The 26,117-nt window shown below is 72.5% G+C and carries 23 protein-coding genes and 1 pseudogene; 17 read left to right on the plus strand and 7 right to left on the minus strand.

All coding sequences use genetic code 11. The features are described 5' to 3' along the window. Nucleotides 1-19: 19 nt before the first annotated feature. Nucleotides 20-679 (minus strand): DNA alkylation repair protein, encoded by a 660-nt coding sequence (locus AB0I98_RS35150; RefSeq protein WP_362949052.1) that lies wholly within the window; start codon nt 677-679, stop codon nt 20-22. Between the two features lie 190 nt (nt 680-869). Here AB0I98_RS35150 and AB0I98_RS35155 point away from each other — a divergent pair, with 190 nt between their 5' ends. From AB0I98_RS35155 to AB0I98_RS35175, 5 genes are all read left to right on the plus strand, one after another. After that, the gene (locus tag AB0I98_RS35155) at nt 870-1,718 is read left to right on the plus strand and encodes an alpha/beta hydrolase (protein ID WP_362949019.1); all 849 of its coding nucleotides are present in this window, start codon (nt 870-872) and stop codon (nt 1,716-1,718) included. A 61-nt stretch (nt 1,719-1,779) separates the two neighbouring features. Continuing rightward, a complete protein-coding gene (locus AB0I98_RS35160; protein WP_362949020.1) occupies nt 1,780-2,313 on the plus strand; it encodes a GNAT family N-acetyltransferase in 534 nt (177 codons plus the stop codon). After that, nucleotides 2,310-3,800, plus strand: coding sequence for an ABC transporter substrate-binding protein (locus AB0I98_RS35165; RefSeq protein WP_362949022.1), 1,491 nt, complete (start codon nt 2,310-2,312; stop codon nt 3,798-3,800). Before AB0I98_RS35160 ends, AB0I98_RS35165 begins: the two co-directional genes overlap by 4 nt. 3 nt (nt 3,801-3,803) lie before the next feature. After that, a complete protein-coding gene (locus AB0I98_RS35170) occupies nt 3,804-5,555 on the plus strand; it encodes an ABC transporter permease subunit (protein WP_362949024.1) in 1,752 nt (583 codons plus the stop codon). After that, nucleotides 5,552-6,778, plus strand: a complete 1,227-nt coding sequence (locus AB0I98_RS35175) for an MFS transporter (protein WP_362949026.1) — start codon at nt 5,552-5,554, stop codon at nt 6,776-6,778. The genes AB0I98_RS35170 and AB0I98_RS35175 overlap by 4 nt, the downstream gene beginning before the upstream one ends. Before the next feature lie 4 nt (nt 6,779-6,782). Here the strand turns inward: AB0I98_RS35175 and AB0I98_RS35180 are convergent, their stop codons facing one another. Next, nucleotides 6,783-7,559, minus strand: a complete 777-nt coding sequence (locus AB0I98_RS35180) for a CDP-alcohol phosphatidyltransferase family protein (protein ID WP_362949028.1) — start codon at nt 7,557-7,559, stop codon at nt 6,783-6,785. Between the two features lie 108 nt (nt 7,560-7,667). Here AB0I98_RS35180 and AB0I98_RS35185 point away from each other — a divergent pair, with 108 nt between their 5' ends. The 5 genes and pseudogenes from AB0I98_RS35185 to AB0I98_RS35205 form a co-directional block, all read left to right on the plus strand. After that, nucleotides 7,668-8,651: a zinc-binding alcohol dehydrogenase gene (locus AB0I98_RS35185; protein ID WP_362949030.1), complete on the plus strand. Its 984-nt coding sequence runs from the start codon at nt 7,668-7,670 to the stop codon at nt 8,649-8,651. A 150-nt stretch (nt 8,652-8,801) separates the two neighbouring features. Then, on the plus strand, nt 8,802-9,200 hold the full coding sequence (locus AB0I98_RS35190) for a 6-carboxytetrahydropterin synthase (protein WP_210575166.1): 399 nt from the start codon (nt 8,802-8,804) through the stop codon (nt 9,198-9,200). Between the two features lie 11 nt (nt 9,201-9,211). Beyond that, a complete protein-coding gene (locus AB0I98_RS35195; RefSeq protein ID WP_362949053.1) occupies nt 9,212-10,402 on the plus strand; it encodes a glycosyltransferase family 4 protein in 1,191 nt (396 codons plus the stop codon). A gap of 92 nt (nt 10,403-10,494) precedes the next feature. After that, complete coding sequence (locus tag AB0I98_RS35200) at nt 10,495-11,619, plus strand: class I SAM-dependent methyltransferase (protein ID WP_362949032.1); 1,125 nt, start codon at nt 10,495-10,497, stop codon at nt 11,617-11,619. Nucleotides 11,620-12,083: 464 nt separating this feature from the next. Continuing rightward, nucleotides 12,084-12,821, plus strand: a pseudogene (locus AB0I98_RS35205) (lysylphosphatidylglycerol synthase transmembrane domain-containing protein); the annotation flags it as partial. Nucleotides 12,822-12,913: 92 nt separating this feature from the next. Here the strand turns inward: AB0I98_RS35205 and AB0I98_RS35210 are convergent. Then, nucleotides 12,914-13,693 (minus strand): creatininase family protein, encoded by a 780-nt coding sequence (locus AB0I98_RS35210; protein ID WP_362949034.1) that lies wholly within the window; start codon nt 13,691-13,693, stop codon nt 12,914-12,916. Between the two features lie 38 nt (nt 13,694-13,731). On the opposite strand from AB0I98_RS35210, the gene ribA reads away from it, so the two are divergent. The 4 genes from ribA to AB0I98_RS35230 all read left to right on the plus strand — a co-directional run bounded on the left by ribA (nt 13,732) and on the right by AB0I98_RS35230 (nt 17,845). Beyond that, complete coding sequence (gene ribA / locus AB0I98_RS35215) at nt 13,732-14,391, plus strand: GTP cyclohydrolase II (protein ID WP_210575168.1); 660 nt, start codon at nt 13,732-13,734, stop codon at nt 14,389-14,391. Nucleotides 14,392-14,524: 133 nt separating this feature from the next. After that, nucleotides 14,525-15,670, plus strand: a complete 1,146-nt coding sequence (locus AB0I98_RS35220) for an FAD-binding oxidoreductase (RefSeq protein WP_362949035.1) — start codon at nt 14,525-14,527, stop codon at nt 15,668-15,670. Further along, a complete protein-coding gene (locus AB0I98_RS35225; protein ID WP_362949037.1) occupies nt 15,667-16,722 on the plus strand; it encodes a saccharopine dehydrogenase in 1,056 nt (351 codons plus the stop codon). The genes AB0I98_RS35220 and AB0I98_RS35225 overlap by 4 nt, the downstream gene beginning before the upstream one ends. Continuing rightward, a complete protein-coding gene (locus tag AB0I98_RS35230; RefSeq protein WP_362949038.1) occupies nt 16,715-17,845 on the plus strand; it encodes a saccharopine dehydrogenase family protein in 1,131 nt (376 codons plus the stop codon). Before AB0I98_RS35225 ends, AB0I98_RS35230 begins: the two co-directional genes overlap by 8 nt. A gap of 14 nt (nt 17,846-17,859) precedes the next feature. Here AB0I98_RS35230 and AB0I98_RS35235 read toward each other — a convergent pair whose 3' ends face one another. The 3 genes from AB0I98_RS35235 to AB0I98_RS35245 form a co-directional block, all read right to left on the minus strand. Next, the gene (locus AB0I98_RS35235; protein ID WP_362949040.1) at nt 17,860-19,086 is read right to left on the minus strand and encodes a serine hydrolase domain-containing protein; all 1,227 of its coding nucleotides are present in this window, start codon (nt 19,084-19,086) and stop codon (nt 17,860-17,862) included. A gap of 64 nt (nt 19,087-19,150) precedes the next feature. Further along, on the minus strand, nt 19,151-20,491 hold the full coding sequence (locus AB0I98_RS35240) for an MFS transporter (protein WP_362949041.1): 1,341 nt from the start codon (nt 20,489-20,491) through the stop codon (nt 19,151-19,153). Then, on the minus strand, nt 20,488-21,063 hold the full coding sequence (locus AB0I98_RS35245) for a TetR/AcrR family transcriptional regulator (RefSeq protein WP_362949042.1): 576 nt from the start codon (nt 21,061-21,063) through the stop codon (nt 20,488-20,490). The genes AB0I98_RS35240 and AB0I98_RS35245 overlap by 4 nt, the downstream gene beginning before the upstream one ends. A 78-nt stretch (nt 21,064-21,141) precedes the next feature. Between AB0I98_RS35245 and AB0I98_RS35250 the strand changes: the two genes are divergently transcribed. Continuing rightward, nucleotides 21,142-21,585, plus strand: coding sequence for a PPOX class F420-dependent oxidoreductase (locus AB0I98_RS35250; protein ID WP_362949043.1), 444 nt, complete (start codon nt 21,142-21,144; stop codon nt 21,583-21,585). Nucleotides 21,586-21,713: 128 nt separating this feature from the next. Then, nucleotides 21,714-23,792: a tetratricopeptide repeat protein gene (locus tag AB0I98_RS35255; protein ID WP_362949044.1), complete on the plus strand. Its 2,079-nt coding sequence runs from the start codon at nt 21,714-21,716 to the stop codon at nt 23,790-23,792. Here AB0I98_RS35255 and AB0I98_RS35260 read toward each other — a convergent pair. Next, on the minus strand, nt 23,779-25,527 hold the full coding sequence (locus AB0I98_RS35260) for a hypothetical protein (RefSeq protein WP_362949046.1): 1,749 nt from the start codon (nt 25,525-25,527) through the stop codon (nt 23,779-23,781). The genes AB0I98_RS35255 and AB0I98_RS35260 overlap by 14 nt on opposite strands. A 129-nt stretch (nt 25,528-25,656) precedes the next feature. Between AB0I98_RS35260 and AB0I98_RS35265 the strand changes: the two genes are divergently transcribed. After that, on the plus strand, nt 25,657-25,998 hold the full coding sequence (locus AB0I98_RS35265) for a VOC family protein (RefSeq protein WP_362949048.1): 342 nt from the start codon (nt 25,657-25,659) through the stop codon (nt 25,996-25,998). Nucleotides 25,999-26,117 lie beyond the last annotated feature (119 nt).

Raw genomic sequence — 26,117 nt, forward strand, 5'->3', positions numbered from 1 at the left:
TCTGTGTTTCGCATCCCTTTCACGGCAGGGGCGCCGTCTTGTCGTGCTGTCGGCGCACCATCTCGGTGATCCAGATGGGCGCGAACGGGGAGGTGCAGCCGGGGGACGTGGGGTAGTCCTTGAGTACCTGAAGGCGTTCGCCGATGTCGAGTGCGCGGGCGCGGTGTTGGGCGTGCTCGATGCCGATCTGGGCCAGGCAGTGGTTCATCGCCCACTGCAGGCGCTCCGGGGCGTCTTTCATCTCCGCCTCGATGACGTCGAGCAGTCCTGCGAGGTCGAGGCCCTCGGGCTTCTTCGCCACGCGTTCGACGGTCAGCGCCCAGCCCGCACTCGCGACGACCGGATCGGGGTCGGCGGACCAGGCCAGCCGCAGCTCTTCGGCATGCGGGTTCTTCTTCACCACGTAGTTCACGAGCCAGTCGTGCACCTTGGGTGTGCGCGCCTGGCGCAGCATGGTGTCCAACTCGTCCCGCTCGAAGGCCTTCGGGCGGCAGATCAGGAGCGCCAGCAGTTTCGCCGCCGTGTCGTCCGTCTCCCAGAGCCGGCACGCGAGTTCCTGCTGTGTCTTCAGCCGCTTGGCGAGCGCGCGCAGCTTGCTGAGGTTCACCCCGTGATCGTCGCCATGTCGCTCGTTCACCTCGCGTGCCTTGGGGTCCTCGAGCGCGGCCAGCTCGGCCATCACCTCGGCCACCGTCGTCTCGGCCACGTCAGCCTCCTGTCCGTCATGTGGGAGAGCCGAGCCTACGAGCCCTACTTCACCAGCTTCCAGTGGTGTGAGCCGTCCCCCACCGCGCTCTGCGTCACTGGGCGGCGGGCGGCCCCGCGCAATTCGTTTGCCGGGCCCCGATCCCCCTGTCACGCTCGCGCACATGCCGACCTTCTCCGCACCCGACGGAACCACGCTCGCCTTCCATGTGTCCGGAGAGGCCGGTCCTCCCGTGCTCGGCCTGCCCGGCGGCCCGGCCGCGTCCGCCTACCTCGGTGATCTGGGCGGCCTCTCCGCGCACCGGCAGCTGATCAAGCTGGACCTCCGCGGCACCGGAGAGTCGGCGACCCCGACGGACCTGGCCAGTTGCCGCTGCGATCGTATGGTCGAGGACGTCGAGGCTCTTCGGGCCCACCTCGGCCTCGACCGCGTCGACCTGCTGGCCCACTGCGCGGGCGCGAACCTCGCGGTGCAGTACGCGGCCCGCCATCCCGAGCGGATCAGCAGGCTCGTGCTGATCACGCCGAGCGTCCGGGCCGTCGGCATTCCGATCACCGGCGAGGACCGGCGGGAGATCGCGGAGCTGCGCAGGGGCGAATCGTGGTTCCCGGAGGCGTATGCGGCGCTGGAGGAGATCGTCGCGGGCAGGCCCACCGCCGCGAGCTGGCAGGCGATCGCGCCCTTCTCCTACGGCCGCTGGGACGAGACCGCCCACGCCCACGAGGCCGCCTCCGACGCGGAGGACAACGGTGCGGTGATGGCCGCCTTCGGTGCCGAGGGCGCCTTCGCCCCGGACGCAACCCGCAAGGCCCTCGCCGAGATTGAGGCGCCCGTCTTCGTGCTCGCGGGTGAGGTCGACATGGCCGCTCCGCCCAAGGTGATGGCGGAGGTCGCCGCGCTGTTCCCGGATGCGCGGATGGTCGTACAGCCGGGGGCCGGGCACTTTCCGTGGCTCGATGATGCCGAGGGGTGCGCTGCGGCCGTCGCGGGGTTTCTCGCATCGGTCCGGTGATCACCGATCACCTTTGGGGTCCGGTGATCACCCCCACCCTCTTACTGCATATGATGTGCAAGTGCGTGACCACAGCATCAGGGCGGCAGGCCCCGACGACCTGGACGGTGCGCGAGCCGTGATGCTCGACACCGTGTACCGAGACTTCGGTAGCGGATACGTGCCTCGCTGGCACGCCGACATCATCGACCCGGCCGGCGCCTATCTGGCCCCGGCCCGCCACACCCTGCTCGTGGCGGTCGACGACGAGGGCGAGGTCGTCGCCACGGCCGCGCTCGACTCACGGGGCCCGGCCCATCCGCCGAACCCGCGGCATGTCGCCGAGCGTTTTCCGTCCGGTGAGACGGCGCAGGTCCGTCGGGTGTACGTCCGTCCCGAGCACCGCAGGCGCGGGCTCGCCCGGCGGCTCGTCGGCGAGTTGATGGCGTTCGCGGTGGCGGACGGCGGGTACGGGGCCGTCTATCTGCACACGGATCCCGCGGTGCCGGGCGCGGAGGGCTTCTGGCGGTCGCTGGGCAAGGTCGTGCACGACGAGCGCGAGGACGCCGGCGGCGGTCAGGGCATCGTGCACTTCGAGATACCGATGGGGCGGTGACCCGCGTGCGCCGTGTCCTCGCCGCCCTGCTGCTCGTCCCGGTCCTCACCGGCTGCTTCGCCTCCAACGGCGACTCCGCGGACGACGACGCGAACTCCGGTTCCCGGCTCCGGGTCGCCCTCGCCTTCCCGCCCGCGGAGAACCTCTTGCCGCACGGCGCCGACGCCACGATCCTCAGCCGGCTCGGCGTCACCGAGAGCCTGACCGCCCTGGACGCCAACGGCTCCGCGGCTCCCGCCCTCGCCGCGTCCTGGAAGCAGGAGAACGACCGCACCTGGCTGTTCACCCTGCGCGAGGCCACCTTCCAGGACGGCACCGACGTCACCCCGTCCACCGTCGCCGAAGCCCTCACCCACGCCACCGAGGCCAAGCCCGAGCCCGCCGCCCTCTCCGGCGTCACCCTCACCGCGAAGGCCGAGGGCAGCAACGGCGTCCGCATCACCACCAAAGACCCCGACCCCGTACTGCCGCTGCGTCTGTCCAGCCCCAGCCTCGCCGTGCTCTCCCCGAAGGCGTACGACGGCAAGGACCGCGTCGACCCGGTGGGCACCGCCACCGGACCCTTCGAGCTCACCAAGGTGACCGGCAGCACCGCCGCCACCCTCGACCGGTTCGACGACTACTGGGGCGGCCGAGCCCAGGCCTCGGGTATCGACGTGAAGTTCATCGCCGACGGCACCGCCCGCACCAGCGCCCTGCGCACCGGCGAGGCCGACCTCGCCGAGGCGCTCCCGGTCGCCCAGGCCGCGACCCTCGACGAGGACACTCGCAAGGCCACGGCGACGACCCGCACCACCAGCCTGCAGCTCAACACGGCGTCGGGCGCCTTCAAGGATCCGAAGCTGCGTGCCGCCGCCCGCGCGGCCATCGACACCTCCGCGCTCGCGGACGGTGTCTACGAGGGATACGCCGACGCCGGCACCGGCATCTACGGACCCGCCGTGACCTGGGCCGAGGGCAAGCGGACCCAGCCCACCGGGCGCGCGAAGGCCGCGGCACCGGACGGAACGAAGGTCACCATCGCCACGTACGACAACCGGCCCGAACTCCCGGAAGTCGCCCAGGTGCTGAAGCAGCAGTTGGAGAGGGCCGGATTCAAGGTCGAGCTGCAGGTGCGCGAGTACTCGCGGCTGGAGAGCGACGCGCTGGACGGGAAGTTCGACGCCGTCGTGCTCGCCCGCAACACGCTCGTCGACACCGGCGACCCCGTGGCCGTACTCGCCAGCGATTACACCTGCGACGGCGGCTACAACATGGCGCAGCTGTGCGACAAGCGCGTCGACGCGGCGGTGGCGAAGGCCGAGAGCAGCGCCGACACCGACGAGCGGCAGGACGCGGCGATGGCTGCCGAGGCGGCGATCCTCGGCACCGACGCCGTCGTTCCGCTGGTCCACCAGCAGATCATCACCGGTGTGGGCACCTCGGTCAGCGGTGCGCTCCTCGACCCGTACGAGCGCACCCTCGTCGGCACCGGCACCCGGCGCTGACGGATGCGGCAGCACGCGGCCACGCTTCTGTGGCGGGCCGGACTCGCCCTCGCCCTGGTGTGCGTGATCGGTCTGCTGCCGTGGCTGGCGCGGACCGACCCGGCGCTCACCGTGCTCAAGGCCCGGTCGGCCGACCGTGACCCCACGCCCGAGGTGCTGGCGGACATCCGCGACCGACTCGGCCTGGACGCGGGCCCGTTGCATCTGCTCGGCCAGTGGCTGGGCGGGCTGTGGCGCGGGGACGCGGGGCGGTCGTGGCTGTCGGGCAACGAGGTCATGCCCGATGTGCTGCAGGCGCTGGGTGCGTCCCTGCTGCTGATGGCGGTGTCGCTCGCGGTCGCCGTCCTCACCGCCGGGGTGATCTGCGCCCGCACCTTGTGGCGCGGTCGGCGTCGGCGGCGCACGGGTGGCAGCGGCTCCGCCGTTCTCGCCGCGCTGCCCGAGTTCCTCACCGCGTCCGTGCTCGCGACGGTCGTCGGAGTCCAGCTGGGCTGGCTGCCCGCACTCGGCTGGTACGGCCCCCAGTACACGGTGCTGCCCGCGCTCGCCCTCGGTCTGCCCGCCGGGGCGGTGCTCGGGCGGCTCCTCGACGACCTGCTGCCCGGCGCCTTCGCCGAGCCCTGGGCGCAGGCCGCCGACGCCCGCGGAATACCCCGAGGACGGATCGCGCGGCACGCGCTGCGCCGCTGTCTGCCCGGACTGCTGCCGAACACCGGCCTGTTCGTCGTCGGCCTGACCGGCGGCTCCGTGGCCGTGGAGCAGATCTTCGACATCCCCGGCCTCGGCCGCACCACCCTCCAGGCCGCCCTCGCCCAGGACCTCCCCGTCCTCCAGGCCGGCACGCTCGCCCTCGTCCTGCTCGCCGCCGTGGCCACCGGCGCCGCGAGCCTCCTCACCCGCCGGCTGATCGGCCCCGCCCTGCGCGACAGCGCCCTGACCTCCCTGCACCGGCCGGCCCCGCCCACCCGCGCCATCCTGCCCGTCGTCTACGGCGGCCTGCTCCTCGGCGTCGTGGCGCTCGGCCTGCCCCGCGACCCGCTCGCCCTCGACACCGGGCAACGCCTCCAAGCGCCCTCCCCGGCCCACCCGTTCGGCACCGACGCACTCGGCAGGGACATGCTCGCCCGGGTCGGCCACGGCGCCCTCGACACCCTGCTGCTCGCCCTCGCGATCGGCGCCGCCGCGCTGCTGACCGGCGTACTCCTCGGACTGATACCCCGGATGTCCGGGCCGCTCGTCGACACTGTCAACGCCGTGCCGCCGGTGCTCCTCGCGCTTCTCGTCACCGCGGTCGCGGGCAGCGGCACGCTCACGCCCGCGCTCGCCGTGAGCGCCGTCGCCTGGGCGCCGCTCGCCGCCCACACCTCCGCGCTGCTGCGGCAGGAACGCGCCGCCCTCCACATCACCGCCACCCGCGCCCTCGGCGCCGACCGCTGGTATGTGCTCCGCCGCGACCTGCTCCCCGCCGTCCTCCCACCCGTCACCCGGCACGCCCTGCTGCGCCTCCCCGGCACCGCCCTGGCCCTCGCCTCGCTCGCCTTCCTCGGCCTCGGCGCCCAGCCGCCGTCCCCGGAGTGGGGCCTGCTGCTCGCCGAGAACCAGCCCTACGCCGAACGCGCCCCCTGGGCGGTCCTCGCCCCCGCCGCCGTACTCGCCCTGCTCGGGGCACTCGCGGTGACCGCGGCCCGTATCAAAGTGATCCAACAGCCTTTGAAGCAGGGGGAGTTGGCTGCTTCCGGAACGGAAACCCCATGACCACCCGGACGATGACCACCCCGACGCTCGGCCCGCGCACCCGCCTGTCTCCGCTGCTGCGGCTGCTGATCCTCACCCAACTCGCCTTCAACATCGGCTTCTACGCCGTCCTGCCCTTCCTCGCCGAGCACCTGGGACAGGCGATCGGCCTGGCGGGCTGGCTGGTCGGGTTCGTCCTGGGCCTGAGGACCTTCAGCCAGCAGGGGCTGTTCGTGGTGGGCGGGGCGCTGGCCGACCGGTACGGCATCCGGCCCGTGGTGCTCGCGGGATGCGCGCTGCGGATCGCCGGGTTCGCCTGGCTCGGGTACGCGCACGAGACCTGGTCCGTCATCGGCGCCGTGCTGCTCATCGGGTTCGCCGCCGCGCTGTTCTCGCCGGCCGTGGAGTCCGAGGTCGCCCGGCAGGCGGTGGTGTGGGAGGAGTCGGGTGGCGGCCCGCGCACGCGCGTGCTGGCGCTGTTCACCGTGGCCGGACAGGCGGGTGCGTTCGTCGGACCGCTGCTGGGCGGGCTGCTGCTGTCGGTGGACTTCCGTACGGTCTGCCTGGCCGGAGCGGGAGTCTTCGTCCTCGTGCTGGCCGGGCATGCGTGGCTGCTGCCGCAGCACATTCCGGGGCGAACCCGGGTCGCCGTCCGGGGCGGTATGAAGCTGCTGGTCCGCAACCGCCGCTTCCTCGCGCTGTGCTGTGGATACGGCGCCTATCTGCTCGCCTACAACCAGCTCTACCTGGCCCTGCCCGCCGAAGTGGAGCGCGCGGCCGGTTCGCAGGCGCCGCTGGCCTGGCTGTTCGCGCTGTCGTCGCTGCTGGTGGTGACGGCCCAGCTGCCGGTCACCCGTTTGGTGGGGGAGCGGCTGGAGATGCGCCGGTCGATGGTGGCCGGACTGCTGCTGATCGCCGCCGGGTTCGCGGTCGTGGCCGCCGCCCGGCCCGCCGGCTGGACCGGCATCGCGGGACTGCTGCCCGCTGCGGGCTTCGTGGTGCTGCTCACCCTCGGCCAGATGCTCGTCGCGCCCGTCGCCCGGGCCTGGGTGCCCGATCTCGCGGAGGAGGGGCGGCTCGGCCTCTACACCGGGGCGCTGTCGTCGGTGTCCGGTCTGATCGTGCTGGTCGGCTCCTCGGCCACCGGCTCCCTGCTGGACACCGGGCTGCATCCGGCCGTGCCCTGGCTGGTGCTGGCCGCCGTACCGGTCGCGGCGATCGGACTGCTGCCGCGTCGCGGCTGACCCGTCACCGGCCTGCGAACTCGGGTTCCCGAACCTCCACGGCGGCCTCCTGGCGCGGCGCCTCCTCGACCCGCGCCGTCCGCCACAGCCACAGCACATCCCGCCCGAACGACCACACCAGCAGCCCCAGCGCCAGCGCGACGATGCCGAACGTCGCCGGGTACGGCAGCAGCTTCGAGGCGCCCGCCAGCAGGAACACGCCCTGGAGCGCGGCCACCGTCTTGCGGGCCGTGCTCGGCGGCAGCGAGGCGTTCAGCCACGGCCAGACGCGCGCCGCGGCGACAAAGCCGTAACGCATGGCGCCGATCAGCAGCACCCACGGGCCCAGGAACATGGACACGTACACGCTGAGCACCAGGATCAGAAACGCGTCGACCTCCATGTCGAAGCGGGCGCCGAGCGCTGTCGAGGTGCCGGTGCGGCGGGCGACCTTGCCGTCGACTCCGTCGAGGATCAGGGCCACCGCGGTGAGTCCGACGAGGAGCGTGATGGGCGGCGGGCTCTGGAAGGAGTCCGCGACCAGGGCCGTGACACCGCCGACGAGGATGGAGCGGCCGAGGGTGACCCGGTTGGCCGGACCGAAGGACTGCAACCGGGACCGGTGCAGGGCCCGGGAGAGCACGGCCCAGGTGGCGATGGCGAAGGCGAGTCCGGTCAGCCAGCCCGCGGGCCCCATCCCGATCGCCGTGCCGAGCAGGGTCAGCACAAGGATCTGCACACCCGCTCCCACAGCGGTCTCCTGCTGGACGAGCCTCGCGTCGTAAGTGTGGTTCAGGGCCACCGAACATCCTCCGGCCGTGTGACAGAGTCGATCATCGCCGCTACGTTGTGCGCGGCCTGTGCACCTCTCCGTACGTGAGCAGCTTCCCGATCGTTCAGGAGGATTCCGATGAACCGCACCGCACGCGCGTTCTGGCTCAACTCGCCTGGGCTCGGTGAGCTACGCGAGGTGGACCTGCCGGAATGCGCCGCAGACGAAGTACTGGTACGCACGCTCTTCTCCGGGGTGAGCCGTGGCACGGAGACACTCGTCTTCCGCGGCGGTGTGCCCGAGAGCCAGTACGCGGCGATGCGGGCGCCGTTCCAGGAGGGCGAGTTCCCCGGCCCGGTGAAGTACGGCTACCTCAACGTCGGCGTAGTGGAGGAGGGGCCGGAGGCACTGGTCGGCCGTACGGTCTTCTGCCTCTACCCGCATCAGACGCGGTACGTCGTTCCGGCCGCCGCCGTCACCGTGGTGCCGGAGTCGGTGCCCGCCTCGCGCGCGGTGCTCGCCGGGACGGTGGAGACTGCCGTCAACGCGCTGTGGGACGCGGCGCCCCTGGTCGGTGACCGGATCGCCGTGGTCGGCGGCGGCATGGTCGGCTGCTCGGTGGCCGCGCTGCTGGCGCGCTTCCCCGGCGTACGCGTCCAACTGGTCGACGCCGATCCGGCGCGGGCCAAGGTGGCAGAGGCACTCGGCGTCGGTTTCGCCGCCCCGGCGGATGCCCTCGGCGACTGCGACCTGGTCGTCCACGCGAGCGCCACGGAACAGGGCCTCGCCCGCTCCCTCGAACTCCTCACCGACGAGGGCACGGTCCTTGAACTGAGCTGGTACGGCGACCGGCAGGTCAGCCTCCCGCTCGGCGAGGCCTTCCACTCCCGACGCCTGGTCATCCGCAGCAGCCAGGTAGGCACGGTATCCCCGGCCCGCCGCTCCAGCCGCACCTACGCCGACCGGCTCGCCCTCGCCCTGGACCTGCTGGCCGATCCGGCGCTCGACGCCCTCGTCACCGGGGAGAGCGCTTTCGAGGAACTCCCGGAGGTGCTGCCACGGCTGGCCTCGGGCGAGATCCCAGCCTTGTGCCACCGGGTCCGGTACGGCGACCCGGCCTGACGAATCGTTCAAGGTGGGACGACACGCCCGCCTGACCTCCCAAAAAGGGGAACAGGTCGCTGAACAAGGCATGGCAGGGAGCCGTACTACACGACATCCCCGGCGGCGATCGGCCGGGGACCAGACGCGCCGCACCTGGAGGGTCGTCCGTTGTTCAGCATCACCGTCCGCGATCACATCATGATCGCCCACAGCTTTCGCGGCGAGGTCTTCGGACCCGCGCAGCGCCTGCACGGAGCGACGTTCCTCGTGGACGCCACCTTCCGGCGCGAGCAGCTGGACGACGACAACATCGTCGTCGACATCGGACTGGCGACCCAGGAGCTCGGTGCCGTAGTCAGCGAGCTGAACTACAGAAACCTCGACAACGAGCCGGACTTCGCGGGGGTCAACACCTCCACGGAGTTCCTGGCCAAGGTCATCGCCGACCGGCTCGCCGAGCGGATCGAGAAGGGCGCGCTCGGCGAGGGCGCCCGCGGCCTCGCGGGCCTCACCGTCACACTGCACGAGTCGCATGTCGCCTGGGCGAGTTACGAGCGTGCCCTGTGACCGACACGACCATGGAGCCCTCAACCGAGAGGGCCCTGGAGCCCAGGCGGCTCGAATACGTTCCCGTGCAGCACTCCGCCCTGAAGAACGCGGAAATCATCCCCATGTCTCTGCGTTCCGTGCACTTCGTCATGCCGGGCGGCGTCGACGACCCGGCCCAGCCGAGCGGCGGCAACGCCTATGACCGGCGGCTGTGTCTGGACCTGCCGGGCTTCGGCTGGCAGGTCGAGAAGCACACCGTGGACGGCAGCTGGCCCCGGCCCGGGGTGGCGGCCCGCGAGGAACTCGCCCGCACGCTGCGGCAGTTGCCCGATGGCACGGTCGTCCTCCTCGACGGTCTGGTCGCCTGCGGCGTCCCCGAGATCATCCTCCCGGAGGCCGAACGCCTGAGCCTCGCCGTCCTCGTCCACCTGCCGCTCGGCGACGAGCGGGGCCTGACGCCCGACGTGGCCGCGGAGCTGGACGCCAGGGAACGTACGGTGCTGCGGGCGGTCCCCGCGGTGATCGCCACGTCCGACTGGGCGGTCCGCCGCCTCGTCTCCCACCACGGGCTCGCCCCCGAGCGGGTCCATGTCGCCGCCCCCGGCGCCGACATCGCCCCCCTCGCCTCCGGCACGGACGGCGTCTCCCGGCTGCTGTGCGTCGCCGCGGTGACCCCGCGCAAGGGGCAGCACCGGCTGGTGGAGGCGCTGGCCGCGGTGGCCGACCTGCCGTGGAGCTGCGTCTGCGTGGGCGGGCTCAACTCAGACCCGGAGTACGTGGCCGGACTGCGGTCCCTGATCGCCCGGTACGGCCTGGAGGACCGGCTCGTGCTGGCGGGACCGCAGGCCGGCGCCGAACTCGACGCGAGCTATGCGTCCGCCGACCTGATGGTCCTCACCTCCTACGCCGAGACCTACGGCATGGCGGTGACGGAGGCGCTGGCGCGCGGCATCCCGGTGCTGGCGACGGACGTCGGCGGCCTGCCGGAGGCCGTCGGCCGCGCCCCCGACGGCGGCGTGCCCGGCATCCTCGTCCCGCCGGAGGACCCCCTGGCTCTCGCCGCCGAGCTGCGCGGCTGGTTCGGCGAGGCCGATGTACGACGCCGCCTCAAGGCGGCCGCCCGAGGGCGACGCGCCGCCCTCGACGGCTGGGCCACCACGGCCCGCAGCCTGGCCGCGGTACTGGGCCGACTGCCGAACGAACCCAGGAGGGCGGCATGAGGAAGACAGCGACGACCCAGCGCGGCGGAGGGATCCCGGCCCAGCCGGGTCCGCGGGATGCCTCGGCCACGACGGAACCCGGGGTGAGGCACATGTCACGATCGGCGGAGGCCTCGGCGAGGCAGAGTGCCCACGCGGCGGAGGCCGCGGCGAGGCAGGGCGCGCCCGCGATGGAGCCCGGGGCGAGCGGTGCTGTCCGGTCCGCGGAAGCGGCGTCGGTGGCTGCCGTCGTTCAGGCGCCGGACCAGGTGAACCCCGGCTCCGGTTCCGCGCCCTTCGACCAGGTGATCCCCGGTGCCGGTCCTGCGCCCCACGCTGGCGCCGGTGCGGCCTCCCGCCCCGGCGAGCGGGCCACCGTGCGGTTGCGGGAGGACGGGCCCGACGAGCCGCCGCGGTATGCGCCCGAGTGGCTTCAGCTGCGGGAAGGGGCGGATGCGCTGGCGCGGGCGGGGGAGTTGCTCGATCCGCTGCGGATCCGGCTGGCGAATCTGCCGGGGCGGGCCGGTGGACTGGTCGTGCACGACCTGGGCTGCGGCACCGGCTCGATGGGGCGCTGGCTGGCCCCCCGGCTGGATGGCGCCCAGCACTGGATCCTGCACGACCGCGACCCCTACCTCCTGCACTTCGCCGCTGTGGCCTCCCCGCGCTCCGCCGCCGACGGCAGCCGCGTCACCGTCGAGTCGCGCCGCGGCGACGTCGCCCGGCTCACCCCGGACGCCCTGGCCGGTGCCTCACTGGTCACCGCGTCCGCACTTCTCGACGTCCTCACTCGCGAGGAGATCGACACTCTCGCCGCCGCCTGCACCGGCGCGGGCTGCCCGGCCCTGCTCACGCTCTCCGTCGCCGGACGCGTCGAACTGACCCCGGCCCACCCGCTGGACACGGAGATCGCGGAGGCGTTCAACGCCCACCAGCGACGCGCCGGTCTGCTCGGACCGGACGCGGTCACCGCCGCCTGCGAGGCGTTCTCCGAACGTGGCGCGACGGTCCATCTGCACCCCAGCCCCTGGCGCCTCGGCCCCGACGAAGCCGACCTCACCGCTCAGTGGCTCCGCGGCTGGGTCGGCGCGGCCGTCGAGGAACGCCCCGACCTGCGCGAACGCGCCGACAACTATCTGCGCGACCGCCTGGAGGCCTGCACCGCGGGCGAGTTGAACGTGATCGTCCACCACACCGACCTGCTGGCGCTGTCCCGGCCGATGGGCGGCTCGGCATGAGCGCACAGACGGTGACCGCCGAGGTGGCGGTGCGGGTGGTCAGGGTCCGCGCGGCAGCGGGGGTCCGCGCGGTGGTACGCGTCGGCACGGGCCGCCGCGTCACACCGCGGGCCGCTGCGAGGCAGGCTGCCGCGCCCCGCACGAAGGCACACGAGGCGCACCACACCCCTGCTTCGACGTCGGCCACGGGCGGATACCGAGCTGCCGTCGACGGGTTGCCCGCGACAGAGCCGGCTCCGGTCGCCAACGCTCGCTCTGCCTCGGTCGCCGATGCGTGCCGGACGGCTGTCGAGGTGTCGCCCGCGACGGAAGGCGCTCCGGTCGTCGAGTCTCACCTCGCCACGGAGCCCGCCCCCGCCGACAAGCTGCCTACCACCACCCCCCGCCCCACCCTCCTGCGCCGCGTCCGCCCCCACCTCGGGACCATCGCCGGTGTCGCCATCCTCACCGTGCTGCTCTGGCGCATGGGCACCGGCGTCTTCCTGGACGGGCTGCGGCGGATCGATGCGGTGACGCTGGTTGTCGCTGTCGGAATCGGCGTCGTCACCACCGTGTTCAGCGCGTGGCGCTGGGCGCTGGTGGCGCGGGGGCTGCGGATTCGGTTGCCGTTCGGGCCTGCCGTGGCCGATTACTACCGGGCGCTGTTTCTGAACGCGGCTCTGCCGGGCGGTGTGCTCGGGGATGTGCACCGGGCGGTGCGGCACGGGAAGAGTGAGGGGGACCTCGGCCGCGGGGTGCGGGCCGTCGTACTTGAACGGGTCGCCGGACAGGTCGTGTTGGTCCTCGTCGGTGCTGCCGTCCTGCTGACCATGCCGTCGCCGGTGCTGGCCCAGGCCCGGCAGTTCGCGCCGCTGCTCCTGTTCGCGGCGCTGGGCGCGAGCGCGGTCGTCCTGGCGCTGCGGATGAACCGGGCGCCCTCCCGCCGCAGGCGGGCCCTGCGCTCGACGCTCGGCGAGGCACGCCGGGGCCTGCTGTCCCGCCGTAACTGGCCCGGCATCGTCGTGTCGTCCGTCGTCGTGCTGGCGGGCCACATCGCGATGTTCGTGCTCGCCGCCCGTGTCGCGGGCTCCGGCGCCTCCGCCGTCGTACTGCTGCCGATCGCGGTGCTCGCCCTGCTCGCCATGGGCCTGCCGCTGAACGTCGGCGGCTGGGGACCCCGGGAGGGCGTCACCGCCTGGGCGTTCGGCGCCGCCGGACTCGGCGCGAGCAGCGGACTGGCCGTCGCCGTCGTGTACGGCGTGCTCAGCTTCGCGGCCAGCCTGCCCGGCGTACTCGTCCTGGTCGCCCGCCGGCGCTACCCCCGTACGTCACCCGCGTCGCCCGAGTCACCCGTGAACAACGACAAACACGCGCCGAAGGAATCCGCGAGGCTCTCCAGCAGCGCCTTCCCTTTTTCCGCCGAACCCAGCGAAGGACGCCCGATGACACCCGAATCGGTATAGGCGGACATTCCGCGGGTCAGCAGATGACGCCGGTCGTCCGCGACGAAATCAGCGGTCTCATAACCGGACCTGACCAATTCGGGATGAGCGTGCAGAAGGATGGAGGTCTCAATTTCCCCCGCATGCATGTCGGTGAGCAACGAGGTCCGCACGCCCGCCCGCTCCCGCGCCGTCTCCCAGTCCTCCGCGGCCGGGAACAGCGCCATCGACTCACCTTGCGCGGAGGATTCCTGAACGACGTTTCCCAGTACATAGTTTCCGCCGTGCCCGTTGACCAGAACCAGGGCATCGACGCCCGAGCGGCGGAGCGAAGCCGCTATGTCCCGTACCACCGCGTGAAGGGTGACGGAGGAGATGCTGACGGTCCCCGGCCAGGCCGCATGCTCGTGCGAGCAGGAGATCGTCACCGGAGGAAGGAGGTGCACCGGGTGCGCGGCGGCTATCTCCCGCGCGATGGCACAGGCGACGAGCGTGTCGGTGGCCAGCGGAAGGAAGGGCCCGTGCTGCTCGAAGCTTCCGACGGGAAGGACGGCGACCTGCCGTGAGACGCCTGCCGCCCGCGTGCGTACATCTTCCGTGGTGTCCGCCGGCAACAGCCCGTATGCCGCCGAACGCGATCCCGAAACACTCATTTCCTCACGGCCCTTCGTCTCTGCTTAGGAACCAGATCATGACAGAAAACATTGGCGTACTCGGCACGAAGTCTCCACAGCGGACGGGCGTGGAGCGCGTCGTGAATGCGCCGCTGCCCACGGTGTACGGGGAATTCCGCGCGGTCGGCTATCTCGACCACGATCGCGGTGACGAGCAAGTGGCCCTGGTCCACGGTGACATCGGCACGGACGACGTCCTCACCCGGCTGCATTCCGAATGCCTGACCGGCGACGCCTTCGGCTCCCAGCACTGCGAGTGCGGTGATCAACTCGCCTCCGCACTGCGCGCCGTCGCCGCCGAAGGGCGCGGCGTCGTCGTCTACCTGCGCGGGCACGAGGGCCGCGGCATAGGCCTGCTCGGCAAGCTGCGCGCGATGGCGCTGCAGGCGGAGGGCCTGGACACCGTCGAGGCGAACCTCGCGCTCGGCCTGCCCGTGGACGCCCGGGACTACGGCGTCGCCGCGCGGATCCTCGACGACCTGGGCGTGCGCTCCGTACGCCTGATGTCGAACAACCCGCGCAAGCGGGAGGCGTTGCTGGAGCACGGCATCAAAGTCGCCGAGCAGGTCCCGCTGCTCATCCCGCCGTGTGAGAGCAACATCACCTATTTGCGGACGAAGCGGGAGCGTCTCGACCATCACCTGCCTCATCTGGACGCCGTGGCGCACTGGTCCTGATTGCCGTGGCGCCGGTCCGGACAGGAAGAGGAGTGACCGAGGACGTCCTCTTCCTCTCCGGAGACCGGGCCGGGGGTCTGCTCGGCGTCGCCGTGGTCCGGGCCGTGATCCACGCCGCCAAGGAGGCACACACGTGAAGCTGCAGGCTCGGGTCGTCGTCATCGGCGGCGGAGTCATGGGCACGAGCATCGCCTACCACCTCGCCCGGGCCGGCGTACGGGACGTCGTCCTGGTCGAACGGGACGAGCTCGGGGCCGGATCCACGTCGAAGGCGGCGGGCGGCGTCCGGGCACAGTTCTCCGACGAGCTCAACATCCAGCTCGGCGCCCGCAGCCTGGAGGCCTTCGGCCGCTTCCAGGAAGAGATCGGCCACGACATCGGACTGCACCGGGTCGGCTATCTGTTCCTGCTGTCGACGCCCGAGCAGGTCGCCGGTTTCGAGGCCGGCGTCCGGCTGCAGAACTCCCTCGGCGTGGCCAGCCGCATGATCACTCCCGCCGAGGCGCACAGGCTCTCCCCGCTGATCAGCACCGACGGACTGCTGGCGGCCGCGTTCTCACCGGACGACGGCCACTGCACGCCGGAGTCCGTCGTCCACGGCTACGCGACCGCCGCCCGCGAGTACGGCGCCCGGATCCTGCGCCACACCGATGTCACCGGCATCGAACGGGACGGCGACACCATCACCGCCGTACGCACGACCCTGGGCAGCATCACCACCGACACCGTGATCTGCGCGGCCGGCGCCTGGTCGAAGGCCGTCGGCGCCATGGCCGGCGTGGAGCTGCCGGTCGAGCCGTTACGCCGCCAGATCGCCGTCACCGAGCCGGTCCAGGGACTCCCGCCCGACCTGCCCATGACCATCGACTTCAGCACCAGCCTCTACTTCCACACCGAGGGCCCCGGCCTCCTCCTCGGCATGTCGGACCCCGACGAGCGGCCCGGCTTCGCCACCGACCCCCACGACCGCTGGATCCCCCGCCTCGCCGAGGCCATGCAACGCCGCGCCCCGGCCCTCCTCGACCTGCGCCGCACCGGCGGCTGGGCGGGCCTGTACGAGAACACACCCGACCACAACGCCCTGATCGGCGAGGCGACTTCACCCTCCCGCTTCCTCTACGCGACCGGCTTCTCCGGCCACGGTTTTCTGCAGGGACCCGCCGTCGGCGAGGTCGTCCGCGACCTGTACCTGGGCCGCGTACCCTTCGTGGACGTCAGCCCGCTCAGCGCCGGCCGGTTCGCGGCCGACGCCCCGCGTCCGGAGGCCAATCTCGTATGACCGAGCTCCACCTGTGGCTGCGCCACGAGGTCCGCTCCACCGAACGCCGCACCCCGATCGTGCCGTCCGACGCACGCCGGCTCATCGACGGCGGAGCGGTGCTGACCGTCGAGGAGTCACCGCAGCGGATCTTCCCGATCGAGGAGTACGAGGCGGTCGGCTGCCGAGTCGCGGCGGCGGGCTCGTGGGTGTCGGCGCCCAAGGACGCCGTCGTCCTCGGACTGAAGGAACTCCCCGATGAGCCGGGCGGGTTGATCCACCGGCACATCTTCTTCGGGCACGCCTACAAGCGGCAGCCCGGCGCGGCGGAACTGCTGCGCCGGTTCGCCGCCGGGGGAGGCAAGCTCCTCGACCTCGAATATCTGGTGGACGACGACGGCCGCCGCCTCGCCGCCTTCGGCTTCTGGGCGGGCTACCTGGGCGCGGCCCTGGCGGTGCTCCAGCACCGGGGCAGCCTGCGGGCACCCCTGCGCCCCACGTCCAAGGAGGAGCTGGACGAGGCGCTCCAGGCGCCCGGCGAGGAGTTCACCGCGCTGGTGATCGGCGCCCTCGGCCGCAGCGGGCGCGGCGCCCGCGTCGCCCTCCATGTCGCCGGGCTCGACCCGACCGCCTGGGACCTCGCCGAGACCCGCGACCTGGACCGCCGGGCTCTCCTCGACCACGACGTGATGGTCAACGCCGTCCTCGCCACCACCCCCATCCCGCCCTTCCTCCGGGAAGAGGACCTCGACGACCCCGCCCGCCGTCTGCGCACCCTCTGCGACGTCACCTGCGACGTCGGCTCGCCCCTGAACGTGCTGCCGGTCTACGACCGCGTCACCGACTGGACGGACCCGGTGCGCCGGTTGCGCAAGGAACCCCAGCTGGACCTCATCGCCATCGACAATCTGCCGTCCCTGCTGCCGCGGGAGTCCAGCACCGATTTCTCGTCGTCCCTGGTGCTCCAGCTGCTGGAGTTCGAGACCGGCGGGCCGTGGGGGCGCTGTCTGGACCGGTTCCACCAGGCCTGCCGTGAACTCGGCATCACGGAAGGGGAGTTCCGTGATGCGTGAGCGTGTTCCGGCGAGCGGTACCGTGCACTGGATCGGCGCCGGACTGTCCACGGGCAGCGGACTGGCGGCGCTGTGCGACACCGCCGAGCGGGTACGGCTGTGGCACCGCACCGAGAAGCGCGCCGCCGAGGCCCTCGACAAGCGGGGCCTCACCGGTCGCGCCGAGCCTCGGACGTACACGCTGGACGCGCTCACCGCCGAACTGGCGCCCGGCGACATCGTCGTATCGATGCTGCCCGCGCCCGAGCATGCCGGGATCCTGGCGGCCTGCGTGCGGGGGAGAGCGCATTTCGCCTGCTCCAGCTATGTGTCGGAGGCGGTGCTCGAGCAGGTGCCCGCGGCGACGGAGGCCGGGCTCGTCGTGCTCACCGAGGCCGGTCTCGACCCCGGCATCGACCATCTCTTCGCGCACAGCCTCGTCGCCCGCGCCCGGGAGGCGATCGGCGACGACACGGCGGCCTCGTACCGCCTCACCTCGTACTGCGGTGGCGTCCCCGCGGTCCCGAACGACTTCAGGTACCGCTTCAGCTGGGCGCCCTCGGGAGTGCTGAACGCCCTGCGCTCGCCCGCCCGGTACATCGAGGACGGTGCGGAGACCGTCGCCGAGCGGCCCTGGGAGGCGACCCGGGAGCACGTCGTGGACGGCGAGACCTTCGAGGTCTACCCCAACCGCGACAGCGTGCCCTTCGTGGAGCAGTACGGACTGCCGCCCGTGTGGAAGGCGCAGACCTTCGTCCGCGGCACGCTGCGTGTGGAGGGCTGGCTGCGGGCGTGGGACGCCGTGTTCGAGGAGCTGAAGGCGGGTGACGACGCCCGGATCGCGGCCCTGGCACAGGAGCTGGCGGCCGCGTACCCGACCACGGAGGCCGACCGGGACCGGGTGGTGCTGGCGGTGTCGCTGGAGGTGAACCAGTGGTCGGGCCGCTATCTCCTGGACCTGACCGGTGACGCGGAGGAGAGCGCGATGGCCCGCTGTGTCTCCCGCACCCTCGCGCTCGGCGTCCGGCACATCCTGGACGGCTCGCTGCCGCCCGGTCTGAACCGCGCCGCCGAGACCGCGGCGCGCTCGCAGGAGTGGCTCACCGAACTCGCCCGGGAGGGCGTCGAGTTCACGCTGAGCTGATCAGTCTGAGCTGACTAGTCCATGACGGCCTCGTGCACGAGCCTCTTGAGGTCGGGGAACATCGTGTGCGAGGTCCGGGGCCGCACCTGGGTCATGAACTGCACGGTCAGATCGCGGCTCGGGTCGACCCAGAACGTGGTCGTCGCGACGCCGCTCCAGCCGTAGGTGCCCAGCCCCGAGGGTGCCTGCGTCCGGGCCGGGTCGATCACCACGGAGACGTTGAACCCGAAGCCGACGCCCTCGTTGCCGGGCTCCTTGTGCGGGGGAGCGCCGAAGGAGCGCAGGTCGGCGCCGCCGGGAAGATGGTTGGAGGTCATCAGGTCCACGGTCTCCGGGGCGAGCAGACGGACGCCGTCGAGTTCGCCGCGGCGCCGCAGCAGCTCCATGAAGCGATGCATGTCGTACGCGCCGGCCACCATGCCGCCGCTGCCGGACAGGAACCGGGGCCGGCCGTGCAGCGGCAGCCCGGGGATCGGCTCGATACCGCCGCCCTCGGTCTCCCCGTACAGCTCGGACAGCCTGCCCGCCTTCTTGGCGGGGACCTGGAACCCGGCATCCGGCATCCCGAGCGGGCCGAAGATCCGCTCCCGGTAGAACTCGTCGAGCGACTGCCCGGACACGACCTCGATGACCCGGCCCAGGACGTTCGACGCCACCGAGTAGTTCCACTGAGTGCCCGGCTCGAACTGCAGCGGCACGCTCGCGTACACGTCGATCGTCTCGGCCAGGTTCGCACCCGGAGGCACCGCCGACTCCAGGTTGGCCGCGCGGTAGAGAGCGTCGACGGGGTGGGAGTGGTAGAAGGCGAAGGTCAGGCCCGAGGTGTGGGTGAGCAGATGCCGGATCAGCATCGGCCCGGCGGGCGGACGGGTCCTGACATCCGCCCCGGAGCCACTGTCGTACACCTCGACGTCGGCGAAGACCGGCAGGTGCTCGGCGACCGGGTCGTCGAGCGACAGCTTGCCCTCCTCCATCAGCAGCAGTACGGCGACCGCGGTGACCGGCTTGGTCATGGAGTAGATCCGCCACAGCGTGTCCGCCTCGACGGGCAGCCCGGCCGCGACGTCGCGCCGGCCGTGCGTGGTCAGATGGGCGACGCGTCCGCCGCGCGTGACGGCCGCGAGGAACCCGGGCAGCCGTCCCTCGTCGACGTAGTGGGCGAAGTACTGGTCGAGGCGGTCCAGCGCCTTCGGGTCCAGCCCCACCTCGTCGGGTTCGACCTCTTGTCGCAGCAGTGCCATCGGTGTCCTCCGTCGCTTTCGTCGAGGTGCGGTCCGGCATACCCAGCCGCAACGCCCTCAGACCTCATGGTCGCGTAGGAACGCGTATACGGTCGCTCGGATGGGCATGATCGACGCCCGACGTGGCGGAAAGCACAGGCAACGCGAGCCCCGCCACCGCCCCGACCAAGGCCACCCCGACGAGCACGACCAGCGCAAACGCGTGTCCGAGCCCCATCAGCGGCGTCACGACAGCCACCCCCACCGTCGGCCCGACATTCATCGCGGTCTGCTGCAACCCGCCCGCCACCCCGGCCGACGCGACCGCGGCCTGCCGCACGACGACATGCGTGGCCGCCACCATCACCGTGCCGAACCCGGCCCCCAGCAGCGCGAAGCCGGTGCAGAGGGCGAGGGTGCCGGAGGCCCGGGAAAGGATCAGGATCCCGAGCGCGAGGACGACCATGGCCGTCACAGTCGTACGCCGCGCTCCGGCCCGGCGCAGCAGCACCGCGCACACGGGAGCCGCCGCCACCATCAGCACCGCCAGCGGCAGGCTGCGCAGGGCGCTCTGGAACGGGTCGAGACCGAGCGTGTCCTGGAGGACGTACGTCGCCACGAACAGCGTTCCCGACAGCGCCGCCGACGCGGCGACCAGAATGCCGAGCGCCGAGCCGACCGCCGGTGAGCGGATCAGGTCCGGCGACAGCAATAGGTCCGGCGTGCGCCGCTCATGCCGGACGAAGAGGGCAGCCGCGACCAGGCCGAGCACGCCCGCGGCCGTCGGGCCGGAGACCAGGGTGTGGACCAGGCACGCGAGGGCCACCGCGAGGAGAAGGGCGCCGGGGAGATCGAGCGCGGGGGAGGACTTCGGCCGCTGCGGGCGCCGTACGGAGAGCGCGAGCACGCCGAAGACCAGTGCGGGCACGACATTGAGGAAGAACACCGCCCGCCAGCCGACCCAGGCGACCAACGCCCCACCCACGAGCGGCCCGATGGCGGCGGCCACGCCGATCGCACTCGTCCGTACGGCGATCGGCATGCGTAGCCGGTCGGGCGGATACGCGGCCCGCAGCATCCCCAGCGTCGCCGGTTGCAGCAACGCGCCGAACACCCCCTGGACGACCCGCAGTCCGATCACCCAGCCGACCCCGGGTGCCAGCCCGATCCCCGCCGACGCGGCCCCGAAGCCGAGCATGCCGAGGGCGAACAGCCGATGGTGCCCGTACCGGTCGCCGAGGCGTCCCGCGAACACCAGCAGGGAGGCGACGGCGATGAGATACCCGGTGCCGGTCCACTGGACCTCCGCGAAGGAGGCGCCCAGATCCCGTTGCAGGGTCGGCTGGGCGACCGTCAGCACGGTGCCGTCCAAGGCGACGATCGCCGCCCCTGACACACTCGCGGCGAGCGTGAGCCGGCGGTTCACTCGTCGCCCAGGTGGGCGTCCAGAGCCGCCCGCAGCAGGGGCTCGAAGTCCTCGGTGCCGGTGGCGAGTTGGAGGCTGCCCCAGGTCCAGAGCTGGGCGATGCCGTGCAGGTTGGCCCACAGCGCGCCCGCGACGAGGCGGGGGTCCGTGTCGGGACGGGCACGGGTGATGAGATCCACCAGGCGGCCGAACAGGGGGAGGCTGGTGTCGCGCAGTCTCAAGTGGCCGCTTTCCAGCAGATCGTGACGGAACATCAGCTCGTACATGCCGCGGTTGTGCAGGGCGAACTCCAGATAGGCCCGCGCCAGCGTCGCGATCTGTTCCCTGGGGGTGCCCTCCCCGATCGCCGACGCCCGCTCCCCGAGTCGGGCGAAACCGACGCGTGCGATGGCGGACAGCAGCTCCAGGTGGGTGGGGAAGTGGCGGCGCGGCGCCCCGTGCGACACACCGGCCCGGCGGGCGATCTCCCGCAGGGTCAACGCCTGCGCGCCTTCCGTGGCCACCAGCTCCACACCGACGTCGATCAGGCGGGACCGCAGTCCGGTCTCGGGCGCAGTTTCGGAGCCATGCATAGACAGTGTCTACCAGGCGCACGTAGACACTGTCTACCCGAGGGAATGGGAAGACCCCTCGCGCCCGTTGATCCCGACATGACTCACGACTCGTCTCAGGACGCACTGCTGGCGCTGCTCTCCGAGACCAAGGCCGGCGTGCTGGTCACCCTCAAGCGCGACGGACGGCCCCAGCTGTCGAACGTCAACCACGCCTACTACCCGGACGAGCGGATCATCCGCGTCTCGATCACGGACGACCGCGCCAAGACCCGCAATCTGCGCCGGGACCCCCGGGCGTCGTACCACGTGACCACCCCCGACACCTGGGCGTACACGGTCGCCGAGGGCACGGCCCATCTCTCGCCCGTCGCGCAGGACCCGTACGACGAGACGGTCGAGGAGCTGATCCGGCTCTACCGGGACGTGCGGGGCGAGCATCCCGACTGGGACGACTACCGGGCCGCGATGGTCCGCGACGGGCGGGTGGTCCTGCGGCTGCAGGTGGAGCGGGCCTACGGCATTCCCCGGCGCGCTCGCTAGGCCGCGCGGTCGTTCTCCGGGCTGGCGCCTCGATCGATTCAAGTCGGCGTGCGGGGCGCGGGGTTGATGTGCCGTCACCTGCCGCTAGGGTTGATCAAACCTGGGACATGGACGGGGGAGAGCGCGGCATGGTGGATCCGATCTCGGTGGGTGCCATCGGCGCGGTGCTCGGAGCCGTCGGCACCGGTATGGCGAACGAAGCGGGCAAGTGGGCCTGGGAGTCGGCCGGTGGGCTGGTCCGCCGTATCGCCGGCCGGGAGGTGCCCGCGCCGACCACGCCCGGCCAACTGGACGAGGTGGCCCGCCTGGTGCACGACCGGTTGCACGACGACCCCCGACTCGCCGCCACCTGGGCCCTGTTCGCCCGCGGCGTCCGGCGCCCCGAGGCGTCGGGCCGACCGAGCCTCCCCGACGCGCCGCGCTTCTTCACGGACCGCCGACAGGCCCTGAAAACCCTCGACAAGGAGGCCAAGCGCGCCTTCGACGGCCGCCCCCGCCGGGTCCTCCTGTACGGCCCCGAAGGCATCGGCACCAGCACCCTCGCCGTCCACTGGGGCTGGCGGCAGACCAGCCACTTCCCCGACGGCCAGTTGTACGCCGATCTGCGCGCCCTCGCTCCGGAAGCGCTGCCCGGCACCCTGCTGCGCGGCCTCGGCCTGCCCGACGAGGAGATACCCCCGGCCACCGAGGACCGCGCCGACCTCTTCCGGCGCTGCCTCGCCGACCGGCGGCTGCTTCTCGTGCTCGACCACGCCCGGTCCGCCGCCCAGGTGCAGCCGCTGCTGACGTCGGCGCCCGGCGTGTTCACCATCGTCATCGCCCGGCACCGGCTCCTCGGCCTCGACGCCCTGCCGGTCCAGGTCGGCCCGCTGGCCCGCCGCGACGCGGAACGGCTGCTCACCGAGCTGGCCGGGAAACCCGCGGTCACCGCCGCACGCGCCGCGCTGCCCGCCGTACTCGACCGCTGCGCCGGCTCCCCGTACGCCCTGCGCGCCGCCGCACCCCGCCTGGCCACGCCACTCGCTGAGGCCCACGCCGTGCCCGAGAACGACCCGGTCGGCGCCGCGGCCGCGGACTCCTACCACCTGCTGACACCGCAGGCGGCCCGCCTCTACCGCCTCGCAGGCCTCCGCGACTGGCCCGCGCTCGACGCCGCCTCCGCTGCCCGCGCCGCGGACGTCACCGATGCCGCCGAACTGCTGGACGAACTCACCGACGCACTCCTCCTCGAACGCACCCCCACCGGCCGCTACCGCTACCGCCCCGCCGTACGCGCCCACGCCGAGCGCACGGCCGCCGGGGTCGACGGCATCGCGGCCTGCTCGGCGGCCGTCGCCCGCGTCATCGAGGGTTACCGGGACCTGGCGGTGGGCGCGGCCCGGGCCGCGCTGCCGGAGAGCTGGCGGGCCCCCGACGCCGACTCGCCGGTGTCCTTCCCGGACCGGGGGTCGGCCGTCGCCGCGCTGGCCGCTGAGGCGCCCAACCTCGTCGAAGCGGTGCGCACGGCCGACGACTTCGGCGACCGGGACACCGTCGTCCTGCTCTGCCGGTCGCTGTGGCCGCTGCAGCTCAAGGCCGGACACCACGAGGTCCTGCTCCCCGCCCTGCGCATCGGCGCCCGCACCGCCGACGCCCACTTCCCCGGCACCCGCAGGGCCGGTTCGCTGCACGCCCAACTCGCCCACACACTCACGGAGTTGCGCTACTGGGACGAGGCCGAACCGGAGGCCCTCGCCGCAGCCCGGGACGAGCAGACAGCAGGCCATCCGCGCGGCCACGCCTCCGCCGTCGAGTTCCTCGGCCTGCTGCGCCTGCGCCAGTGGCGGTTCGACGACGCGTACGCCTGCTTCGAAGAGGCGGACATCCTCCTCGACGCCATCGGCCCCACCGACGAGGGAGCGGCCGATCTGCCGCGCGCCCGCGCCCTGTTGCAGCGCCACCGAGGCCGGGCCCTGCGCGGCCTCGGCCGCCGCGACGAGGCCGAACGACGACTGGAACGCGCCCTGCGCTTCTTCCGCGACAGCGGCGAGGCCTACAACACCGCCCGCACCCTCACCGACCTCGCCGAAACCCGGCTGGACGGCGACGAGTTCGAGGCCGCGCTGCCGTTGATCGAGGAGGCGCTCACGGCGCTGGAGGGGGAGAACGCCGCGTATCACGTGGCCCATCTGCGCGGGCTGCGCGAGCGGTGCGTCACACCAGAGTGACCGCCACCGGGTGGACGACCTCACCGGTGCGCACGGTCAATCCCTGCACGACCAGCTCCTCCAACGACTTGCCCGCCGCGAGCCAGGCATGCAGCGCAGAGGCATACACGGCCGGATCGGCGTCCGCGCCGGGCCCGGCGTCCAGGCGCAGCAGCGCCCCTGCTCGCGTGCGCACCACGCAGGCCCCGCGGCCGGTGACATAAGCGGCGAGGGCGCAGCACCGATGCCGGTCCAGGATCTCCGCCGTCCAGTCGGCCGGGGAGCCGAAGCGCGGGTCGTCGGCGGCTCCGTACCGGAACACGACATCCGCGTAGGGCAGTTGATCGGCCTCGTGGGTGTCCTCGTGGACGGCGGTGTGCGCCTCGCCCGCTTCGTCGTCCCGGGGATGCGGGCCGGCGTACCGGGTGACGGCGATCTCGCCGGAGCCAAGCAGCCGGGTGAGCACCAGCAACGGCACGGTGGGGGCGGGTGGTTCGTAGGGTGGGAGGGGGAGCGGTTCGAGGCGCGCGGGCTCGTCGGGTTCGGGGATGCCGATCGCGTCGTAGAAGAACCGGCGGAGCCGGGGTGCCGACTCGCCGGGTGCGGAGCTGATGAACTCGGCCGGTCGGTGCGGTGGTTGGTGGTGGTCGAGCAGCGCCTCCAGCTGCGGGCGCAGGGGGAGACCGGGGTCCAGGCGGGGTGCGGTGCGGACGAACTCGTACACCGGGGCGTCCGGCGCGAGGCCGGAGAGGGGCGCGGCACCGAGTAGCTCGGGTACGCCGAGTGCGGCGGCGTAGTAGGTGACCGAGCCATGGTCGCCGATGACCGCGTCGGCGGCGATCAGTGCCTGTCGCCAGCCGTCCAGGGGGTCGATCAGGGCCAGCCCCGCGCGCCGGGCGCGATGGAGCCAGGCGCGGATCTGGCCGGGGCCGTGACCGTGCCAGACGTTGGGGTGCAGGACGGCCGCGAGACGGTACTGGTCGGCTGGGAACTCCGAGGTCAGACGGGGGAGGAGGGAGGGCAGTACGTCATCGCCGCCGTCGCCGAAGAGCGACTCGGGGTTCCATGTGGAGCTGAGGACGATCAGACGTTGCCCCCGGCCGACGCCGAGTGCCCGGCGGAAGCGGTCGCGATACGGGCGGGCCGCCAGCATGCGGTCCCAGCAGGGGTCCCCGGCGAGTACGGCCGTCGACGCGGCCTCGGGGCAGATGGTGCGCAGTCGCTCGTACTGCTCGGGGTGCGAGAGCACGAGCACGTCCGCGACGGGCTTGCCGTCCTCGTCGAGCAGCCACTCCGGCGACATCCCGAAGACCGGCGTCTCCTCGGCGACCCCCGCTTCTCCCGCTCGCCCGGCGCCGGGTGTTGGGTGTTGGGTGTTGGGTGTCGCCAGCCTCTTAGTGTATCCGACGCCGTGCGACAACACGGTCAATACGCCGGAAATCGACCGTAGTTGACCGCCGAAGCTCGCTGAGACGGCAAGTGAGACCGGTACCTCGATCGCCTGCTCCCACGGCAGTACCGGCACTCCGGTGTCCGCCAGCAACTCCGCGAGGCCGGCCCGGAACGCCGACGACCCCGGGCTCGTCGCCAGCAACTGCACCCGCAGGTCGTCGTGGAACAGTGGCAGGACGTCGAGGAGGCGGGTCGCCGCGGTCACGTTGTGGACGACCAGGAGCACCTTGCGGGTGTCGCCGCGCGTGGCCCACCGCGCCGCGTCGTCGCCGACCGGCACCCGTATCCACCCGGCCCCCGTCACGCCCTCGCCCGCCTCTCGTCCCCGCTCATGCGATCGGGCAACGATAGTGCCTGCCCTTACCGCGGTGGACGTCGGACCACGTGCCGGTGGTGCTTGCCGCCCGCCACGCCCGGGACTAGCCTCCGCCGCGTGATCAATGGAGCCCATGTAGTGATCTACACGCGCGACGCCGAGGCGGACCGCGCCTTCTTCCGGGACGTTCTGAACTGGTCGCACGTCGACGCCGGACACGGCTGGCTCATCTTCAAGGCGCCGCCCGCGGAGGTCGCCTGCCATCCGACGGAGGGTGAGCCGTCGCACGAGCTGACGTTGATGTGCGACGACCTCGAGGGGACGCGGGCCGAACTCGCCGCGAAGGGCGTGCAGTTCACCCGGCCGCCCGAGGACGAGTCCTGGGGACGGGTGACGGCGTTCCGGCTGCCGGGCGGGGGCGAGGTCGGGCTGTATGAGCCTCGCCATCCGCGGGCGTAAGCGCTCCGCTGGCTGTGTCGATATGCGGCTCCGCCGCGGGGCCGCGATGTGCCGAACTTCGTCTGCGGGTCCGTCGTGGCTGGTCGCGCAGTTCCCCGCGCCCCTTCGGGGCGCGGGGA

The organism is Streptomyces sp. NPDC050211 (genome assembly GCF_040656035.1).
GTDB lineage: Bacteria > Actinomycetota > Actinomycetes > Streptomycetales > Streptomycetaceae > Streptomyces.

Bases quoted from the DNA above. Each gene is read 5' to 3' on its own strand.
- AB0I98_RS35150 (WP_362949052.1), bottom strand. From the start codon at position 679: ATGGCCGAGCTGGCCGCGCTCGAGGACCCCAAGGCACGCGAGGTGAAC.
- AB0I98_RS35195 (WP_362949053.1), top strand. From the start codon at position 9,212: ATGGAGCCCTCAACCGAGAGGGCCCTGGAGCCCAGGCGGCTCGAATAC.
- AB0I98_RS35245 (WP_362949042.1), bottom strand. From the start codon at position 21,063: ATGCATGGCTCCGAAACTGCGCCCGAGACCGGACTGCGGTCCCGCCTG.
- AB0I98_RS35155 (WP_362949019.1), top strand. From the start codon at position 870: ATGCCGACCTTCTCCGCACCCGACGGAACCACGCTCGCCTTCCATGTG.
- AB0I98_RS35175 (WP_362949026.1), top strand. From the start codon at position 5,552: ATGACCACCCGGACGATGACCACCCCGACGCTCGGCCCGCGCACCCGC.
- AB0I98_RS35225 (WP_362949037.1), top strand. From the start codon at position 15,667: ATGACCGAGCTCCACCTGTGGCTGCGCCACGAGGTCCGCTCCACCGAA.
- AB0I98_RS35170 (WP_362949024.1), top strand. From the start codon at position 3,804: ATGCGGCAGCACGCGGCCACGCTTCTGTGGCGGGCCGGACTCGCCCTC.
- AB0I98_RS35210 (WP_362949034.1), bottom strand. From the start codon at position 13,693: ATGAGTGTTTCGGGATCGCGTTCGGCGGCATACGGGCTGTTGCCGGCG.
- AB0I98_RS35235 (WP_362949040.1), bottom strand. From the start codon at position 19,086: ATGGCACTGCTGCGACAAGAGGTCGAACCCGACGAGGTGGGGCTGGAC.
- ribA (WP_210575168.1), top strand. From the start codon at position 13,732: ATGACAGAAAACATTGGCGTACTCGGCACGAAGTCTCCACAGCGGACG.
- AB0I98_RS35200 (WP_362949032.1), top strand. From the start codon at position 10,495: ATGTCACGATCGGCGGAGGCCTCGGCGAGGCAGAGTGCCCACGCGGCG.
- AB0I98_RS35250 (WP_362949043.1), top strand. From the start codon at position 21,142: ATGACTCACGACTCGTCTCAGGACGCACTGCTGGCGCTGCTCTCCGAG.
- AB0I98_RS35230 (WP_362949038.1), top strand. From the start codon at position 16,715: ATGCGTGAGCGTGTTCCGGCGAGCGGTACCGTGCACTGGATCGGCGCC.
- AB0I98_RS35255 (WP_362949044.1), top strand. From the start codon at position 21,714: ATGGTGGATCCGATCTCGGTGGGTGCCATCGGCGCGGTGCTCGGAGCC.
- AB0I98_RS35185 (WP_362949030.1), top strand. From the start codon at position 7,668: ATGAACCGCACCGCACGCGCGTTCTGGCTCAACTCGCCTGGGCTCGGT.